Here is an 18824-nt window from a genome sequence, read left to right as displayed (position 1 = left end):
GGGGGCATGGCAGAGATGGGCGATTATAGAGGAATGGATATTTACGAAAAGCTAGTCGGCATTAATGAAACCTGCGCTTTGGAAAGTCTGGAGCGGCAAATCAGGGATGAAGATAACCGTTTTTACGGCGGGGTGCTGGAGCCGTGGCTGGGCATTGCAACGCCGAGCCATTGGGGAACGGCGATGTATATCTCTCACTGGATAGCGGCGCTGAGCAATCCCGATTCTCCTTCCTACCGCAATGAAGAGCTGCTGATCGGCCTGGAGTTGGGGCTCCGTTTTATGCTTCGTTCCCAGCATCCGGACGGCACGATTTCGCCGCATTGGACGAATATGCACTCTCCGCCGGATACGGCGTTTGTGGTGGGGGGCTTGGCCCAGGCTCATGAAGTGCTGGAGGCTGCCGCCCGTGAGTGGCAGCCGTTCGGCGAGGCGCTGGGCTTGCTGAGGCAGTTCCTTGAGCAAGCGATCCCCGCAATGGTGAATGGAGGCTGCCATACGCCTAACCATCGCTGGATTCTGACCTCCGCTATCGGCTTCCTCTACAAGCTTACGGGAAAGCCGGAGCTGAAGGAGCGGGCCATGGCATGGCTGGCGGAAGGAATGGACTGTACGCCGGGCGGGGAGTGGACGGAGCGGAGCAACGGGATCTACAACTCGGTAAGCGACATTGCGTTGATCTACGCGGCAGAGCAATTGGATATGCCGGAGCTGCTGGAGCCGGTTCGCCGCAATTTGCGTATGATGGCTTATTTGATTCATCCAAACGGCGATGTCGTTACGGATTATTCCGGCCGCCAGGACTTCGGCGATCGCCATAATCTAGGCTCCTATTTTGTGGCGCTGCGCTGGATGGCTCATCACGACAAGGACTCCCTGCTGGCCGCCATGTCGGAGCTGGCGGGCAGTCAGCTGCAGCAGCCGGGAGGGCTACCGACCCATGCGCTAATCGCGCTGCTTCGTTACCCCGAGCTGCGCGAGCTGTCGGTGCAGCCTGAGCCGCTGCCGGAAAGCTATCGTGTGATGCTGAACGCCGATTTTGACCGCAGCGCCTACGTGAGCAGGATGGCCGACGCGGGGCATCACGGCGTTATTTACCACAGCAAGCTGCATCCCGACTTCGGCGCTCCGGTGGCTCGCATTCGTTCGGGAGTCGTCAGCGCAACGGTGATGACGGAAAATACATCCTTTTTTGCGGTGCGGAACGGGGCGGCGTCATTATTGGCAGTACAGGTGTCATCCTTCTTCGGGCCCGGCTATGTTAGGATGCAGCAGTTGGAGGAGCTGGAGAAACTAGAGGAACTAGAGGAACTAGAGGAACTAGAGGAGCTAGAGGAACTAGAGGAACTAGAGGAGCTAGAGGAGCTAGGCAAAGGCTTTCGTCTGACAGCTGTTGAGAAAAAGGGGTATTACGGACCGGTATCGCATAAACATCTGCCGGAGACGGCGAACGGGCCTGTCAGCCCGTGGTATCTGCTGCCTCACCAGCATCGGGAAGTAACGCATGAACAGAGCCATCAAGTGGAAGTGCATCTGGAGGAAACGGACCGTGGCTGGCGTATTACGGTCGCAAGCGATTATGCCGCGCCGATTCTGACCTCGGTGTCCTTCGTGTTTGGCGCGGAGGGCGAGTTGTCTGGCGATGGCATTGAGGGTGGCGGCGGTTCATCGACTCTCAAGGGGGATTCAGCGGCTAAGCCGGGGGATTCACAGGGTAAGCCGCAAGTTTCTCCGGTGCGACTCTGGCAAGAGGGCACGGCCAGGTACACGGCTGGCGAGGATTGGATCGAGGTTGCGGGAGGCGCGGGACAGCATGCTGTGAAGGGAATCAGCAACGCGCCGCATCCTGCGGGCTGCCAAACCCTCCTCGTTAATCTGGTGACGCCTTACCGTCATACATTCGACATCATCCTGTCCGGCAAAGGGAATTAAGGCTTGTAAAGGGACAAAAAGTTGGCAGAAGCCTACGGGGGTCTGCGGAAGTAACCAAAGGATCACGAAGGTTCCTAGATGTCGGCAGAAGTTAACAGAGGATCGCGTAGTCCCCAGAGGTCTGCACAAGTCAGCGGGGGATCACGGTGGTCCGGAGAAGTCCGCAGAGGTCTGCAAAAGTTAGCAGGGAATTGTGGAAGCACCCGAGGTCTGCAGAAGTTAGCAGTGATTGCGGAGGTCCCCAGAGGTCTGCAGAAGTAATCGATGATCGCGGAGGTCCCCAGAGGTCTGCAGAGTCAGTGGGGAATCACGGTGGTCCGGAGAAGTCCGCAGAGGTCCCCAGGGGCTCCGCGATGTAGCAACATAAAAAGCTCCCTTCAAGAAACAGGCTGGATGATTATTACGCCTGTTTCTTGAGGGGAGTTTTTTTGAGCAAAAAAATGAAAAACTGGGGGTCGAAATAGTGTCTAGCTGGCTCGCAGCATTTTTTAATGGTCAAAAATGGCCATTAGAACACCTTTTAGCCCCCTGGACAATATCTAACGGTCAAATCTGTCCATTAAAACAAAAATGAAGGCGAAATCACCCATTTTATCGTTCTAATGGACGTATTTGTCCGTTACAAATTGAATTTTACGTAATAATGGCTGTAATGGTCATATCTGACCGTTAGAGGGTGCAAGGGCTGGACTGCTAGTCAGTAGTGCCGCCGAGAGTTGCTGCTAGAGCTAGCATTTCTTGTGCTAGCGTATCACATGCATTTCTTGTGCTGGCATATCGCGTTACAGCATTTCTTGTGCTAGCGTATCACATGCATTTCTTGTGCTGGCATATCGCGTTACAGCGTTTCTTGTGCTAGCGTATCACATGCATTTCTTGTGCTGGCATATCGCGTTACAGCATTTCTTGTGCTAGCGTATCACATGCATTTCTTGTGCTGGCATATCGCGTTACAGCATTTCTTGTGCTAGCGTATCACGTGCATTTCTTGTGCTGGCATATCGCGCGACAGCGTTTCTTAAGCCAGCATTTCACATGCTAGTTCTAGCAGCAACTCTGCCGTCAGAGCGACAAACGGTTGATCAGGAGGCTTTATCCCGCGTTTACGCCGGTCTTGCTGGCGGTACGTGCAAACTGCTTGTTCATCTCCCGAAACCGCTCGTTATGAGAGGATACGTAAGCCATATTGTGGGCCTCTGCATCAATAAACTGCATGGCGCTGTTGACCGCAAGCACGGCATCGGTGAAAGCGCCAGCGATCAGTTTAACTTTGTTGGAATAGGTAGCGCAGTCGCCGGCTGCGAAGATGCCCGGAAGGTTAGTCGCGGTCTGGTCGCTGACTTGTACGCCATGAGAGCCGATATCCAGTCCCCATTGCAATAAATCGCCGTAGCTGCGCGTGTACCCATGACTGACGACAACGGCGTCTACCGGAATCGTTTCCGTCGCGCCTCCTTCAGCGTGCTGGATGCTGACCGAAGAAATGGTGTCGACTTCGCCATGGAGTTCATGCAGCACATAGGGGGTTCGCACATCCGTTACCTCCAGCATGCGGGCCACGCTTCTCTCCATAGCGGCAAAATCCTCGCGCCTATGAACGACGGTCACGCGGGAGGCAATATCGGCAAGCTCGTTGGCCCAGTCGACGGCCGAATTGCCGCCGCCCGACACCAGTACATTTTTAGCGCGGAAAACCTCCAGGTTTTGAACCGTATAATGCAGGTTAGTCAGCTCATAGCGATCTGCTCCCTGAATATTCAGCTTGGTCATCTCGGTAATGCCTCTTCCAACCGCAACAAGGATTGTTTTGGTATCATGGGCTTCGCCGGTATCACTCCACAGCCGGTATACGCCGTCTGGCAGCTTCTCCAGCCCGTCAACCCGCTGTTCAAACACAATCGTGGGATCAAACGTCCGGGCTTGTTTATCCAACTGCCGGATCAACTCTTCGCAGCGAAGCGGGGGGGTGCCGCCAACATCCCAGATCATTTTTTCAGAATAGTGATGAAGGAAACCGCCTAAGCGGTTTTTACCCTCGATTAGCTTGACCTTCATATCGCGCATTCCCGCATAGAAAGCCGCATACATGCCAGCTGGCCCTCCCCCGATGATGGTTAGATCGTACAACTCCGGGTTTGGATCCGTGGAGCGGTTAGCGGTTGCCGTTCCTGTTACGGTTGCCGTTGCTGTTGTGGATGTCGTTCCTGTTACGGTTGTCGTTGCTGTTGTGGATGTCGTTGCTGTTGTGGATGTCGTTCCTGTTGCGGTTGCCGTTCCTGTTGTGGTTGTCGTTCCTGTTACGGTTGTCGTTGCTGTTGTGGATGTCGTTCCTGTTGCGGTTGCCGTTCCTGTTGTGGTTGTCGTTCCTGTTGCGGTTGCCGTTCCTGTTACGGCTGTCGTTCCTGTTGTGGATGTCGTTCCTATAGCCATTGTGGGTCCGGAAGCAGATGTCCTATTCACTGTTTGTTCGCTCATTGTGGTTTCACCATTTCCCGAAGATCCTCCATTCCTTTTGTAAAGGCAATTGGGCCACCGCGCTCCCACGGATAGGTTGGCACCCTATAGATATGATCCTTCTGAATGGCGGGCACGTTTTTGTAGAGCGTATTGCTAAGGAAATCATCAACAAGCGCATTGTTCTCTTCGTTTTCCTGCACATTGAGGAAAATATGCTCCGCCTTCAAACGCGTAAAGCTTTCCAGCGAAAATGGCTCGCCCCATACATCGGTTACGGCTTCTTCTACCGGGGTCAGCCCTAGCAGATCGTAAAGGATGAAGGAGGCGGAGGAACCGGTTCCGGCCCCGCCGTACAGTTCCAGCTGATTTTGGCGAACGCGAATGAAGGCAACAGGCTCGTCGCCAATAGTTTCGGCGAGGTAAGCTTTCGTTTTCTCCATCTCGGCATTAAAGGCGTCGACATTAGCTTGCGCTTTTTCCTCCAGGCCAAGCACGCGTCCCATCTCCAGATGTGTGTTTCTCCAATCGACTTCCCATTCAAAATAGATCGTAGGAGCGATTTTCTGCAAATCCTGAAGTACTTCCCGATGATGATAACCCGCTATGATCAGATCCGGCTGGGCTGCAAGAATGGGCTCGAAATCGGCAGAAAGCGGAAAGGTTTCGACGCCTTGCAATTGATCCGCAAGATAGGGCAAATAGCCGTCGATATTATCAGTACGCTGATAAAGAGGGGCGGCGACGGGCTTGAGACCAAGCGCCATCATGTGATCGACATCGTCATCGTAGGTAAGCACGATACGCTGCGGATTAACGGGAATTTCAACCTCTCCGGCAAGCGTTGTAACGGTACGTGTCGTAGGCGCTTCAGGCTCCGGCGTTGCTTCTGCTGCCGCATCATCGCTTTCCTCCGCCGCCGGACTGGCGCTGGCCGAGGGCGAGCTTGCCGCGCCCTCTTTATTTCCTTTAGCATTACCGCCGCAACCTGCCAAAAGTCCAATCAGTAGCGCCGCCATGGCAAACAGCAGTATCCATTGTTTTGTTGCATTCACTTTCACTGGCGTTTCTCCCCTTATCTATGATCAATAATGATAATTCTTATCAATAAGAAGAGTAACGTATTTTCCTTTGTAAAACCATGCAGGATTCCAACAAGTTATTTGTGGATTTTTGCAAAGATGGACAAAATCAGTTTGACGCCTTGGGAGAAGGCAATGGGGCCGCCCTTGCCCCAAGGATAACGAGGCAGCTCAATCAAACGCGACCCGAGCTGTTTAATTGCCCGGTGTCCCAGCAACTTCTCATGTATATCCTGCGCGCCGCTGCGCTGCCCAAGAAACAGATAATCTGCCTGGATCGAAGCGATTTCTTCCGGCTTGGCAAAATGCTCCCAGCCGTTGACGCTGACAATCGGCGCAGGGGTTAGCCCCAGTTGCTGATAGAGCATCCATCCGCCATTGCTCATATACGGGCTGATCCGCACTCCTTCACGGGTAGATTCAATAAAAGCAAATGTTTTGCGGGCGCATGCCTGAAGCATCCGGTCGCGCGCAGAGCGGACAAGCCGGTCGAACTGGGCGATATTCTGCTCCGCGTGAGCCTCGCGCCCAAGCGCTGCTGCAAACTGCCGGTGTACATTTCTCCAATCGACCTCCCACATGTAGTAGTGGGTTGGCGCGATATCGGAGAGCCCGGCAACGCCCCAATCCTTCATAAATCTGCCGGCGATGATCAGCTCTGGCGACAGCTTGCGAAGCTGGCTTTTGTCGATCGAATGCTCACAGCCTATATGGGGCAGATGACCGATATATGACTTTAAATAGGGAATAGTTGCTTCGCTTCCGTCCGGAAGATGATCAAAAGGGACCGCGGCTGGGAGCAGGCCGAGGGAAATTAGATGGTCTACCTCATCTATGTAGGTCACCGCTACGTTGACAGGCTCCAGGATCGTGCCGTTCCGCCCGCCGCTGCCCTGGTGCTGGTCGCCTGCCGTGCGGCTATAGACGGAAGGAGAGACGCCGGCGGTTTTTTTGAACATGCGGCTGAAATAATATTCATCGCAAAATCCGACCTTCCGCGCGACTGTGCGCAGAGGTATGGCAGGGGACAACATAGTTTTTGCCGCCTCGATACGAGCGAGAGTCAAATAATCAATGGGCGTCATGCCTATCGTGAGCTTAAAATGCCGTGAAAAGGTGCTTGGGTGAAGGCCGCACCATTCCGCAAGCTTGTCCATTCGGATATTCTCGGCATAATGGCGGTCGATATAAGCGGCACAGCGGCGAACTGCATCCGGCACAGAGTCGCTTTTCAGCGCCTTTTCTTCCTGCATGAGGGTGTATAGCAGCTCCGAGAGGGCTAACTGGCGTTTCCAGCCAAGCATGTCCCCTTTTTCGCCGCCATTCAGTTGTTGAACTAGTCGCTGTATTGCGGGCATATCGGCAACCGTTATTTCTCCGCTTCGGGGAAAAGGAGAGCGTTCATACGCCTCCAGCGACCAGTCGCCATTGATACGGATTGGCCGCATCAGCTTAAAAGCAATATAATGGACGTCCCAATCGGCCATGTAGTCAATCCGCTCCACCACATGCATGCCGGGTACAAGCAGGAATAGCTGTGGTCCGGCTATTGGGATTTTAATATGGTTTATCGTTAATTCACCGCCGCCTTGCTTAATATAGAGCAGGGTGAATCTATTGATTTGCCGTCTTTTTGGGGTAGAGGACCATTTTCCCTTAAAATGAAGGCCGCGGCGCAATAAAACGAAAGGAGGCTTCTCTTCCGCCAGGGTTGGTTCTCCGGGGCCGGGCGGCAGCGCGGACGGAGGCAAGTCACTGCGCCGATAGCCGTCATGAGCTGCATAAGGCAGCGGCGATGCAGAAAAAACATGTTCATTATGGGGCTTTTTGCGCATCCTTGTCCCTCCCTTACTCCAATCCCGCGCCTTCATCAAAACCAAGCATAATATTCATATTTTGAATGGCGGCTCCAGACGCGCCTTTTCCAAGATTGTCGAATCTGGATATCAGCAGCACTTGATCCTGATGTCCAAAAACAAACAAATCCAGATTGTTGGTATGGTTGCATTGCTGGAGGTTAAAGAAGCCGTTTTCCAGGTTGGCCTCCGAATCATAGGGCATCACATTTATAAAACGCTCATTTTCGTAATACGAGGCAAGCAGCTCTTGAACTTCTTGGGCAGAAGCTTGCTTGTTGAACAATCTAGGGAGTAGCGGAATCGCTACCGCATCACCCTGGTAGTAGTTTCCGACAATCGGCGTGAAAAGCGGCGCATGCTGCAGTCCGGTGTGCATTTGCATTTCCGGAAGATGCTTATGGTTGAGGCCAAGTCCGTAGTTGCGCGGTGCAAAAAGCTGTTCGTTAACGCCGTTTTCATATTCAGCGATTAACTTTTTTCCGCCGCCGCTATAGCCTGTTAGAGAATAACAGGTCGCGGGATAATCGCTAGATACCACGCCTTCGGCAACTAAAGGCTGCAGAGCCAAAATAAAGCCGGTAGCATGGCAGCCGGGAACCGATACCCGGGCGGAACTCCGGATGCGGCTTCGCTGAGCACTATTCAGCTCTGGCAATCCATAGGCCCATTCAGGGTTCGTTCTGAATGCCGAGCTTGCGTCGATAATCCGTGTTTGAGGATTGCTGGCCATGGAAGCGGACTCCCGCGAAGCGGCATCGGGCAGACAAAGAAAGACAATATCCGCTTCATTAATCAGTGCTTTGCGTGCCTCGTTGCTTTTCCGTTTTTCGGGGTCAATCTCCATCACTTCTATGCCGGAAATCCGGGATAGGCGCTCGTGTATTTGAAGCCCCGTTGTGCCTTCTTGTCCATCAACAAAGATTTTGTAACTCATCTCTTCACTCCTATCTTTTGAATGCTTGATCAAATTGATTGATTAATTGCTTGCTGGATTGCTTGCTGGATTAGTTGATTGATTAGTTGCTTGCTGGATTGCTTGCTTGATCAATTGATTGGATTGCATAATTATACATATTTATGGATAAAAATACGATTTGTTGACTAATTATACACACCATTAACTAATTGTTCAATCGGGTAAACAGAGACTTGTCCTGTTTCACTCGGCATAAAGGGGTACAATTCAATTGCAACCTTAGAATTAGTGGAAGTGTTAATAGATTAGGTACTGCTAGTATCAACTTCATACTAAACAAGGCGAAACACTGCCGGACAAGGGGGTCTTCCAGTTATTGCATCCGGCTTGTAAAAGGTATATGGCGTTTATGCGGAGTGCAAAGGCAGGAGGCCAGCCGCACACTTATGGACATCCATGACCGTTAAAGCCTTGTTTTAATGGAATGTCCATTTTTAAAGGTCATTCGTGACCGTTAAAGCCTGAATTCGTCCCCTAAAAGCGACTTTTGAGCGTCTAAAGGACAGCGGTGACCGTTAGCTGAAGTCAAAGTAGCCATTTAGAGCTCTAATGGTCATCAGTGACCGCTAGGAGATGATAAGCTTTTTGTCGATGTCCATTTTGAAAGAAGAAGGGTCTAACCTTCAGCGTTCAGCGCCCCTGTTCACTGTAAAACAAGTGCTGATGAGTAGGTTGAGCTTAATTTTAAAAAAGTGACAAGATAAATAACTCTATGGTACGTAAAAAACCTCCATGATTTGCGTAATTAGACTCGCAGCATGGAGGTCTTTGCATGATGTGTTCCTGGGGAGATAATGACTAAGACTGCATAGACTGCATAGACTGCATAGACTGCAAGACTGCTTTAAATTTTTCGCCCGTATTGTTTCAAATACAGCTCGACATCGTCAAAGATGCCGGATTGGTTGGCATATTTGACATAGTTTTTGGCTGTTTTGAGCCATTCCATGGTGGAGGGGCGAATTTCGCTCAAGACGGCAAGCATGTCGTCCATGCCGATAGCCCTTTCTTTACCCGTGTCCAAAATATCACCCAGCACCAGCTCAGCCGCCCGTTCGCAAACATTATCAATGTCTGCTCCCGAGAAAAACTCCGTTCGCTTCGCCAATTCTTCGCAATCAATGTTGCCGATATATCGATCTGCAAGCTTCAAGTCAAACAGCTGCTTGCGCGCCTCCTCATCAGGCGGTGCAACAAACACCATTCGGTCAAACCGTCCGGGCCGTTTCAGCGCATTGTCCACGTCCCAAGGCATATTGGTGGCGCCGAGAATGAGGATTTGATCCGTGCTGGTGTCGATCCCTTCCATTTCCGTCAGAAACGTATCAATTACGCCTCTCATATTGGAGGAGGATTTGGAGCGGCTATAACCTATGGTATCGACCTCGTCAAAAAACATAATGCTTGGTTTTTGCGATCTTGCCTTGTCGAACAGGTCCTTCAGGTTTTGCTCGCTTACGCCGATATAGGGGTCCAGCACATCCGTTATGCTGACGGGAATAAACCGTGCCCGGCATTCTCCTGCCGTAGCCCGCGCCATAAAGGTTTTGCCGCAGCCTGGAGGACCGTATAGCAACACTCCGCCGCCCGTCTTTTTGCGGAATTTGGAGAATAACCCCTGATGCTGGAACGGACTGATTATTCTCAGCTGAATCGTCTTCTTGAGCGCGGCCAGTCCTGCAACGTCGGCAAACGAAATACCGGGCACCTCGGAGCTGACGGCTTTATCCTTTGTTTTCCCGCCTTGCACGACCTGTAACCCAGGATTGGAGCGATAGGTTTGAGCCGCGTCGCCGTTCAGATCCTTTGGCAAATCGCTATAGCTGTTGGCCGAGGAGGTCGTGTCGTCGTCTTCTTCATCTTCCTCATCATCATTCTCGCTGTCATCATCTTCATCGTCCTCAACGTCATCATTCTCTTCCAGATCGTCATTCTCTTCCAGATCCGCGTCGTCTACACTATTTTCTTCTTCTATATCCCCTTTGTTTTCCTTGCTCCCAGTGCCCTTACCTTGCATAGCAAGGCTTGCTTCTGTCAAAGCCGTGATTAGATGCTGCCGCAGGCTATCGTCGCTACAGACAGCCAGGCCTTTTCCGTATTCCGCCAAAGCCTCGACGTAACGTCCATGCGCCTCCAGCTCTTTTGCGAACCAATAACGGGTTTCCGCGTCCTCGGGAAGGCGCTGTGCTATTTTTTCAATCCATTTTAATTTATCCATGCTGCACTCCCTGTCGTTGTTGTTAATATATAAGTTCAACTAAATAATGTCGGCAGGGGGTTAGGCCGCCGTGAGGAAGGTTCTTCCGATCGCAGTTGTTTCCAGATTTCTTGATTGATACGTATAATGTTCACGAGCATATTTATGTAATTACCCGTTTATTCTATTTTCATTTCCTATATCATGGTTTAATTCATTTTGTTCTTTTATGACAAGCTCTAATCCACCAAACTTAGTCGAAAATTTGTTATATACTAACGCTGTTAACATACTAAGTAGCCCGTATATGCCCATCATAACAAATGACATAAAAATATAAGGTATTCCTAGAATTAATAACTGTCCTTGTCCAATCGCTACACCTATAATTATCATTAATAAACCGATTGCAGCCAAAATGCCTAATGGAACAATTGTAATATAGAGGGTGCTCTTAAATGCGCTTTTGATTCCTATTTCTTTAATTTCAATCTTTTTCATTGATCTATCTCCTTATAATTTGCTGAATCCCTTTTAATAAGCTTGCGGCGAGAGAGGAGGTAGGCGGGCCATGTCGCCAGTTTCGTAAAGGGAACCCTGATCCCATATTTCAGTCTTTCTATAGAAGAATAAATGGGGAAGAGTATATACTTGCCCCAAGAGCCCACCCCCTCACATTGATCCAACCAATGCTTCACATAAGGGTTTCCGGGATACTTTCTGTTCATAGAGCGGAAGTACCGCTGGGCACCCCAGTATCTACGTTTTGTGAATAAAGCTTGTCCATACATGATTTTGAAGTTAATGTCACTAGGCACGAGCTTGCAATAGGCACGCAGTTCATGAAGAGACTGCTCTAGATTAGCCTCCAATTTAAGCCGGGCCAAAATTCGGTAATGGACAGACGCATTTTTTGTAAGCTTGGCGCGTGTCTGGTGCAATTCGATGAGCCCTTCATATATTTTTAAAGGTATGGTTTCATATTGATGCAAGGTGTGAACCTGGCCAAGCGCCCTCTCATGGTTGGGGTCCAACATGAGAGCTTGCTCGTTATGATTGCGAAATTGTTTAAAGTTACCTTGATTATAATGATAATGAGCTACGATGGAATGAACGACTGCATCTAATGGGTCGAGCTGGATAGCTTCCCGGATTTTCTGTTCGGCTTCCTCCGGCCGCAGCATATAGTCTAGCAAAAGGCCATAGAAGGCGTGGTAGAGGCCTGCCTCTGGCCGGAGCTTTATCGCCTCCGTTATTTCGGATTCCGCCTGTTCCGTCATTGACATAAAGTCTTTGGACAATGAAAGCTTGAAGTGTCCGGTCACCGCGAAATCCAGGTTATAGGAATAGAGCAGGCATCTGGCAAGGCTATAATGCGGCTCGGCCCAGCGAGGGTTAAGCCGAATTGTATGCTCCAGATAATGGATCGCCTTACTCCATTTCCGCAGGTCAACATGAATCTGGCTGAGCAGATAGAAGACGAGCTCATCCTGCGGGTACAGCGAAAGCAGCTGTTCTCCAGTCTGTATGGCATCTATGCCGTTTCCCTGAAACCACTGACACTGGCACAGAACGAATAGTGCTTCTCGGTCTTCGGGAAGCTGTCGCAATATTTGATGAATTGCTGCCATCGCTTCGGTGTATTTCCCTTTTCCGAAACAAACGTTCATGGCTAGACGTACCTGCTCCAAGTCGTTCTCTTCCAGCATACGTCTGTACCTATTATTTTTCTCCATGCAAATCAGCGCTCTCCAAATCGTCCCAATGGTCCATTCCCGGCGACCAGACAGAGATCACTGATGGATCGAACAGGCGATGCTCCCAGGCATAAGTCAGCTCAATGGAGGTCCAAATGCCGCGAATGACGCCTTCCTCCGCCACGACCCAATGCCTGTCAGATTGGGTTCCTTGAACGGGAATAAGCCAGGGGTCCATGTAGATGGCTTCTCGCTCGTAATAATCCGGCGCGTTAGCCGCCTTCAGAGAAGCGCAATAAAGCTGCAGCAAAATAATCAGATAGGCGATTTCTCCTGAATGCTCCGATTTGAATACAAGCCAGCTATCGATGTACAATGCGTCCGCAGGATCAACGCTGATTTTGGCATCGACAAGCCGGGCATACGGAATCAAGGCAGCAGGCATTGCAGGCTTGTCTTCATAGCTGTTGCGGAACCGGATACCCCGCGTCGTTACATATAGGCCTTCCACTGTCGTTGTAATGATTGAGATATTCCGGGCGATAACAATCTCATCGTCAGATTCATAGGTTTCAACAACGGGAGGATAGTAGGTCGGATGGCTCAGCAGGCTATGCCTTTTGCAGATATGGCGAATTGCGTTTTTGTCGAAAAGCATGCGTTTTTCTTCATCCGAAAGTTGATCTTCCCGGTGGGCAGGAAAAACGGTTGCTTTGTAAGAGCCATCCCGCGGCTTTAGACTGATGATTCTTCTTAGAAGCTCCAGGATTTCCCGAGCATGCAGCTTGCTTCCGTCCAGCGGGAGCAATTGGCTATCCAGCACAAGCATTTTATCCTCATGCAGCGCAACCGGGGCCATAGCGTACAAATCATCCCACGGTATGGGACGCCTGCGCTGCTTGGCATTCCAATACAGTCCCTTGTCTGTAACAACAATGCCTTCTTTGGAATCGATGACCAGATTAAAATCTAGATAGGCCAAAATTTCTTCGTTTTCCGGTACGGTGAAGCCCTCGGCTATGTAACGCGCCGCCTTGTCCCTGAACGGCGGCATATAGGGGCTGCCAGCGTATTCCAGGCATAACTCCCGAATGCTCTCCGCGCGCGATTTGCCGGAAAACCGCGCATAAATATCATCGGCTGCGTAACCGTCGGCATCATAGTTCCACAGGACGCCCGCAAGCCCTTTGTCCCGAATCAGCGTTTGCAGTTCAATCAACATTTCCGCCAAAATAGGGGCGGGCATTGAGCCTTTAAGGGTGTTCAGAGTGTATCTTCCGCCTATAGAAACCTTGTCCCCGGACAAAACGCTGATTTCTCCCGCATCCGCAAGCCTGGCCCAAGTCAAATAAACCTGATGTACGGTATAACGCATCCAAATCCCGGTTTCGTCGAACAGCAATCCTTCCTTGCCTCCGCCGAAGATGTTGAGATTCAGGAAGGCGAGCCATCCGCCCTGAGAGAGAGCTCCGAATTTGGCGGCTATGTTTTTCTGCCATTTCTCCGGGATGGTTTCCACTTGGAATTTAGGTCCGGCATAGCGGCTTAATCGATCAAGTATGTCTCGTTTTGTCGTTGTGTTCATGCCTTTTTTGCCTCGCCTCGTAAGAGTTTGTTTCGATTATAGATATAAATGGGCCATCCCAGCAGCTTAAATAAAGAGAAAAAGAGATGGAAAAGGGTTTTTCCAATTGCAAAAAAAGCAGGATACAAGATGTACTTTTTGTAGAAGGTTACACGAAAGCATTTTTGCAGCCATTCCTCTGCATATCTATTGGCGGTCGGCAGCTTGCTCAAGGTTTGGAAATAGCGCTGGGCTTTCAGGTATCGCCTGCTGTCAAACAATGCTTTTCCGTAGAGTAACTGCGCATTCTGATTATCTGGCACAAGCCTTAGATAAGCCCTCAGCTCTCTGTGAGGCTCGGAACCGCCATGCTCATTCATTAGCAGGGCTGCCCGCCAGTAGTGATAGGCAGGATTTGGCGATAATTCAGCTCGCAGTTGATGAGTAGCCGTCAATTCTTTTAGTATCTTGGCGGGTGAATTTTCGTAATTGTCCAGTTTTATGGTGAGACTCTCCGCCATGGGATGATGGGGATCCAGCATGAGCGCCTGGTTGGCATGATCGCGAAATTCTTTGAATTTGCCCTGTATATACAGAAATTCAGCATAGCAGGCATGGCCGTAAGGATTCATCGGCTCCATCGTGATAGCTTTATGAAACTGGACTTCTGCTTCATCCACTCGGAGCAATCTGTCCAGTACTAATCCGTACAAGGCATGATGATCCATTGTGCCTGGACGCAGCTCCATTGCTTTTAGAAGCGAGACCTCCGCGCTTTGGTGATTTTTCAAATAATCGGGATTAATTCTCCTCTTAAAATAGCCATCGACGCACAAAAACAAGTTTTGCTTATTGAACAGAGTTTGGGCCATGCTGAAATGCAGATAGTCCCATTCCGGGTTTTCGGCTATTGCTTGCTCCAAAAAGGCAATCGACATGTTCCATTTGGCTTGATCCCGGTAAATCTGGCTTAGCAATAATAGCGTTTCTTCATTACGGGGATCTTGCTCTAACAGTTGTTTGGCTACTTGCTCCGCTTCTTCCAAGCGGTCCTGCATCAGGTGGCATCGGCTCAATTTCATCAAACCTTGCCAATCATTCGGGAACTCTTTTAAAAGCTCATGTATATAACCAAGTGCTTGCCCGTATTTGCCAGTTTCGAAAAGATGGTTAATCGTTTCCCGCAGCTCTTCTATTCGTTGATCCTCTGTTGTTGTGGAATCCATTTGCAATCTCCTTACTCTTTTTTCATCAAGCTGCATTCCGTCATGGGAATCCAGCTCTCCATTCCTTCACTCCATACATCCAGACAGTCCGGATTAATAATGCCGTTGTCCAAGCCATGCCGCAGCTCGAATTCGTCCCAGACCCCGCGTATCACCTTATCCTCGGCGACTACCCACCTCTTTGCTTTCGAGCTTCCGGTATAGGGGATGGGCCAGACATCCATATACATGGCTTCTTTCTCGTACATTTCCGGGGCGTCATCCGCGAGCAGGGAGAGCGCGTAGGCTTTTAGATCCAAAAGCAGGTTATACAGATCAGGTGAGTCTCTATCCTCCATTACATACCAGCTGTTTACAAAAAGCTTTCTATCGCCCTCCAAGAATAATGAAGCATGAGCCAATCTTGTATAGGGAATAAAAGATGCTGCTCTGCCTGCGGTAGAAATGGTATTAATGTATATGCCTTGGTTCGAAACAGTGACTCCCTTGGTGTAGGAAGCCAATGTGCTGTTTGAAGTTGCTATCCACTCCTCGTTAATCTCCGTGAGCGAACGATCAGCAGGATCGAATCTGAATGATAATTCCGTTGTTGTACGCTTCTTGACGATGGAATGGATGACATGCTTGTCAAAAACGCGCTGCTTTTCTTCCTCCTTCATCAACATAGGCCAGCCCTCAGCAGGAAGGACGGGCCGTTGGAATTCCTGATTTTTGGGCCGGAGGCTGATGATTCTTTGGAGAATTTCCTTAATGCCGATATTGGTTAAACCACTGCTAACCGATAAGTTGGTCAACGATTGACCGTCGATTTCGAGGTTCGATTTATTCGGTAAAATCAGATCAGGCGCTGCGTATAAGTCTTCCCAGACATAACACAGGGAACGGATACTGGTCTTCCAGTAAAACCCCTTTGATGTGAGAAGAAATCCTTCTTTGCCGCTTCCATTCTGGCCAAAATCTAAAAACGCTAATACGGACTCGGTTGCCGGGATTAGAAATCGCTTAGCTATATGAGATGCCTTTTTGGCGTCAAAAGGAGGGAGGCAGGCATAACCGCCAAACTCCAGAACGACCTTCTTAATACTTTCATCAATGCTCAGGCCGGTATACTGGTTGTAGACTTCTTCGACGGCATACCCTTCTCCATCAAGCTTGTGCATGGTTCCAGGCAACTGATATTTATGGGCCACGTCGCGCAGGTCTCGCAGAATCCGTGCCATCTCTTCGTAGGTGGGCGGCGGTTGGCTAATGTCGATTTCTAAATGATCATCAAGCATCAGCGTACTTCGACCCGTTGCTCGTATGTTTTGAATTGTACTTAGGCGCGCCCATGTAAGAATGGTAAAGCTCCCCACATACTTAAAATAGATTCCTTTGTCGGTAAAAAGAAGCGCTGATCTTCCTTTCCTGATGATTGCCAGGTCCACTACGGCGAATAACTCATCTTCCGGTGGTATTCGAAAAGCGTCGCGGGCATTGCGTTCGACTCTCTTAGGAATGTTCCCGCTATAATAATGTACTCCCTTTACTCGGCCTAGGATTGCAATTATTTCTTCTCTTGCTGCTGAATTCATGTCAAAGCACGTCCTTTTCTGCCAGAGATTGCGCGGATGATCCTAGGGAACGGAAAAACAAGATAGGTCATGAGCCAGCTAACTGGGTGATAGAACAAGAAATGGATCAGGAAAGAAGAAAGGATAAGCACGGGGCTGACCTTTTTGCTTTTTTCATACCACTGCTTGGCATAAGCGTTGTCAGGGTACTGTGCAAGCATTCTCTTAAAATAGCTTCTGGCATGAATATATCGTTTATCGTTAAACAAAGCTTGACCATACAGAATTGCCGCATTTTGATCATCCGGCATCAGCTTAAGATAGGCTCTCAGCTCCGCCACGGGCTGCAAGCTTCCTTCTTCCATCATTAGCCGGGCTGCATTCAAATACAATGGAGCGGGATTCGGCGCAATCTGGGTTCTTATTTGTTGCATTTTGATCACTTCCACCAACACTGCTCCGGGATTGGTTTGGTACAGCTCGAGTTTTTGGGCCAAAAATAGCGCCTGCCTGTCGTTTGGGTCCAGCAGCAGTGCCTGCTCGGTATGCTCCCGGCATTGCTTGAGCCGGCCTTGCGTGTAGGCATGCCGTGCAAAGTTGGAATGAACGCCGCTATTCATAGGCTCCAGCACAATGGCTTCCCGAAATTGCACCTCAGCCTCCTCTTCCCGGACCAGAGTACTCAAGAGCGCTCCATACAAAGCATGTTGGCCCGCCTGCGCGGGACGCAGCTCGATCGCCCTGCAAATGGCCTGTTCAGCCAGCTCCATCGTATTCAGGAAATCTGCTGTTAGGTAGCGTCTATAAATCCCCGCGACTTCTTGACTCGGGTTTTTGGAACGGAAATAGGCATCGGCCAGCAGAAAAAAAGTAGAGGCTTTATTGGGATCCCGCTCTGCTGATTGTTTCAGGTACTGGATACTTTTGTCCCATTCCCCTAGCTCGAAATAAACTCTGCCTGTCAACTGGGTGAAAAGCGAAAATTCGGGATCACGCGCCAACAGCTGCTTGCATGTCTGCAAAGCATTGTCATAGTCGAGAAGCATGTAATAACAGCTGCCTTGCGTATACAATGCATCGCCATCATCGGGTATATGTTGTAAAATACGGTAAGAGGCCTCCAGTGACCCGGTGAAATCCCGCCTGGCGTAAGCGGCGTCCATCTTTTCTCTCATCTCTTGAATGATATCTGTGTCTATTATTTTTTCATTGGACATACAAGACTCCTTTATCTGGTTGTAATGAATGGTTTTTGCCACATCATAATCTCGAAAAAATATATTCAAAATGGAAAAGATGCTCTATTTTAGAGGGGAATGTGTCGTTCGAGCGGACACTTTCATCTTGAGTGTGTCTAAAATGAGTGTTTTTCATAGCAATATAAACATTATCGGCAGACAAGGAAAAGATAGGAAGGTCTTTCGAAAACAAATTGCATCGCAGATCGAAGATATGCGTAATAAAGGGATATAAAGAACGATCGTGCGGCAATTCAGTAAAGCGCCTTATTGAGGCAACGGGGGTGGTGTCATGAGGATCGGAAATTTCGTCAAGCTGTTAGGGCTTGTGGGAGTCATTGCTTTGCTTAATGTCGCAGTGCTGTCGCCGGGCTTGCTTGGCATACAGATTATAGGAGGAAGCGCCATGGAGGGGGCTATAGGCGCCACGATGGTCGTTGTCAGCCTGATGGCGTTTCTCTACGGCAGCTACGTCTGGCTGCTGCGGCCGCCGGCGCCGCTGCCGCTGAAGGAAGCTCGCACGCATGAAGACTTTGCATCGGCGCTGTCCTTCTATCGTGACAACAAGCTGCTGAAGAGGGACATTCGGCTGGCAATGGATCAATTAGAGCGAATGGTACGTCGTAGGGGCATGTTGATGAAAGCGCTTGGCGAAAGGTTTCAGGAAACGGAGCTGAGCTATAGGAGGTTTGCCGGAGTCGTCGAAGAAGTCGAAGGGTTGTTCTACGGCAATATTCGCGGCATTCTGAACAAACTTGCCGTGTTTGATCCCAGGGAATTGGCAGATTTGTCGGAGCAGCGCTTCAGCAGGTTATCGGGAAGCCTGGCTCAGCAGAAAAAAGAGCTTCATGATCAATATATGGGCGATGTTGCCCGTTACGTGGGAGCCAATGAAGAGATTTTGCTGAAGCTCGACCAGTTGCTGCTGGAAATGGCACGTCTGGGCGGCTCCTACACCGGCAATATCGAAGATATTCACGGCATCCAGGAGTTAAATGCGCTTATCGTGCAGACCAAGCATTACAAGCAATAAAATAAAGCAAGCA

Annotated in this window: 13 protein-coding genes; 2 read left to right on the top strand and 11 right to left on the bottom strand. The window is 49.9% G+C overall.

Annotated elements, in window-relative coordinates; all coding sequences use genetic code 11:
* Nucleotides 1-15 precede the first annotated feature (15 nt).
* Nucleotides 16-1932 carry a hypothetical protein gene (locus ACX93W_RS14075; RefSeq protein ID WP_459393014.1) on the top strand — a complete coding sequence of 639 codons (1917 nt, stop codon included), beginning with the start codon at nt 16-18 and terminating at the stop codon, nt 1930-1932.
* Nucleotides 1933-3024: 1092 nt separating this feature from the next.
* Here ACX93W_RS14075 and ACX93W_RS14070 read toward each other — a convergent pair.
* From ACX93W_RS14070 to ACX93W_RS14020, 11 genes are all read right to left on the bottom strand, one after another.
* Nucleotides 3025-4020: an NAD(P)/FAD-dependent oxidoreductase gene (locus ACX93W_RS14070; RefSeq protein ID WP_459393159.1), complete on the bottom strand. Its 996-nt coding sequence runs from the start codon at nt 4018-4020 to the stop codon at nt 3025-3027.
* A 383-nt stretch (nt 4021-4403) separates the two neighbouring features.
* Nucleotides 4404-5447 carry an ABC transporter substrate-binding protein gene (locus ACX93W_RS14065; protein WP_459393013.1) on the bottom strand — a complete coding sequence of 348 codons (1044 nt, stop codon included), beginning with the start codon at nt 5445-5447 and terminating at the stop codon, nt 4404-4406.
* 98 nt (nt 5448-5545) lie between these two features.
* On the bottom strand, nt 5546-7303 hold the full coding sequence (locus tag ACX93W_RS14060) for an AraC family transcriptional regulator (RefSeq protein WP_459393012.1): 1758 nt from the start codon (nt 7301-7303) through the stop codon (nt 5546-5548).
* Between the two features lie 13 nt (nt 7304-7316).
* Entirely contained in the window at nt 7317-8261 is a 945-nt protein-coding gene (gene argC, locus ACX93W_RS14055; protein WP_459393011.1) for an N-acetyl-gamma-glutamyl-phosphate reductase, read from the bottom strand.
* An 886-nt stretch (nt 8262-9147) separates the two neighbouring features.
* On the bottom strand, nt 9148-10521 hold the full coding sequence (locus ACX93W_RS14050; protein WP_459393010.1) for an ATP-binding protein: 1374 nt from the start codon (nt 10519-10521) through the stop codon (nt 9148-9150).
* Between the two features lie 150 nt (nt 10522-10671).
* Nucleotides 10672-11001, bottom strand: coding sequence for a hypothetical protein (locus ACX93W_RS14045; protein WP_459393009.1), 330 nt, complete (start codon nt 10999-11001; stop codon nt 10672-10674).
* Nucleotides 10998-12236 carry a tetratricopeptide repeat protein gene (locus ACX93W_RS14040; protein WP_459393008.1) on the bottom strand — a complete coding sequence of 413 codons (1239 nt, stop codon included), beginning with the start codon at nt 12234-12236 and terminating at the stop codon, nt 10998-11000. Before ACX93W_RS14040 ends, ACX93W_RS14045 begins: the two co-directional genes overlap by 4 nt.
* Complete coding sequence (locus ACX93W_RS14035; RefSeq protein ID WP_459393007.1) at nt 12223-13782, bottom strand: hypothetical protein; 1560 nt, start codon at nt 13780-13782, stop codon at nt 12223-12225. Before ACX93W_RS14035 ends, ACX93W_RS14040 begins: the two co-directional genes overlap by 14 nt.
* Nucleotides 13779-14987: a tetratricopeptide repeat protein gene (locus ACX93W_RS14030; protein WP_459393006.1), complete on the bottom strand. Its 1209-nt coding sequence runs from the start codon at nt 14985-14987 to the stop codon at nt 13779-13781. Before ACX93W_RS14030 ends, ACX93W_RS14035 begins: the two co-directional genes overlap by 4 nt.
* 11 nt (nt 14988-14998) lie before the next feature.
* Nucleotides 14999-16561: a hypothetical protein gene (locus tag ACX93W_RS14025; protein WP_459393005.1), complete on the bottom strand. Its 1563-nt coding sequence runs from the start codon at nt 16559-16561 to the stop codon at nt 14999-15001.
* On the bottom strand, nt 16558-17757 hold the full coding sequence (locus ACX93W_RS14020) for a tetratricopeptide repeat protein (RefSeq protein ID WP_459393004.1): 1200 nt from the start codon (nt 17755-17757) through the stop codon (nt 16558-16560). Before ACX93W_RS14020 ends, ACX93W_RS14025 begins: the two co-directional genes overlap by 4 nt.
* A 313-nt stretch (nt 17758-18070) precedes the next feature.
* On the opposite strand from ACX93W_RS14020, the gene ACX93W_RS14015 reads away from it, so the two are divergent.
* Nucleotides 18071-18811, top strand: a complete 741-nt coding sequence (locus tag ACX93W_RS14015) for a hypothetical protein (protein WP_459393003.1) — start codon at nt 18071-18073, stop codon at nt 18809-18811.
* Nucleotides 18812-18824 lie beyond the last annotated feature (13 nt).

This window comes from Paenibacillus sp. CAU 1782 (genome assembly GCF_054551715.1).
This window is presented reverse-complemented; position numbering and strand designations above follow the sequence as displayed.

Bases quoted from the DNA above. Each gene is read 5' to 3' on its own strand.
- ACX93W_RS14075 (WP_459393014.1), top strand. From the start codon at position 16: ATGGGCGATTATAGAGGAATGGATATTTACGAAAAGCTAGTCGGCATT.
- ACX93W_RS14070 (WP_459393159.1), bottom strand. From the start codon at position 4,020: ATGTATGCGGCTTTCTATGCGGGAATGCGCGATATGAAGGTCAAGCTA.
- ACX93W_RS14060 (WP_459393012.1), bottom strand. From the start codon at position 7,303: ATGCGCAAAAAGCCCCATAATGAACATGTTTTTTCTGCATCGCCGCTG.
- argC (WP_459393011.1), bottom strand. From the start codon at position 8,261: ATGAGTTACAAAATCTTTGTTGATGGACAAGAAGGCACAACGGGGCTT.
- ACX93W_RS14050 (WP_459393010.1), bottom strand. From the start codon at position 10,521: ATGGATAAATTAAAATGGATTGAAAAAATAGCACAGCGCCTTCCCGAG.
- ACX93W_RS14045 (WP_459393009.1), bottom strand. From the start codon at position 11,001: ATGAAAAAGATTGAAATTAAAGAAATAGGAATCAAAAGCGCATTTAAG.
- ACX93W_RS14040 (WP_459393008.1), bottom strand. From the start codon at position 12,236: ATGGAGAAAAATAATAGGTACAGACGTATGCTGGAAGAGAACGACTTG.
- ACX93W_RS14035 (WP_459393007.1), bottom strand. From the start codon at position 13,782: ATGAACACAACGACAAAACGAGACATACTTGATCGATTAAGCCGCTAT.
- ACX93W_RS14030 (WP_459393006.1), bottom strand. From the start codon at position 14,987: ATGGATTCCACAACAACAGAGGATCAACGAATAGAAGAGCTGCGGGAA.
- ACX93W_RS14025 (WP_459393005.1), bottom strand. From the start codon at position 16,561: ATGAATTCAGCAGCAAGAGAAGAAATAATTGCAATCCTAGGCCGAGTA.
- ACX93W_RS14020 (WP_459393004.1), bottom strand. From the start codon at position 17,757: ATGTCCAATGAAAAAATAATAGACACAGATATCATTCAAGAGATGAGA.
- ACX93W_RS14015 (WP_459393003.1), top strand. From the start codon at position 18,071: ATGAGGATCGGAAATTTCGTCAAGCTGTTAGGGCTTGTGGGAGTCATT.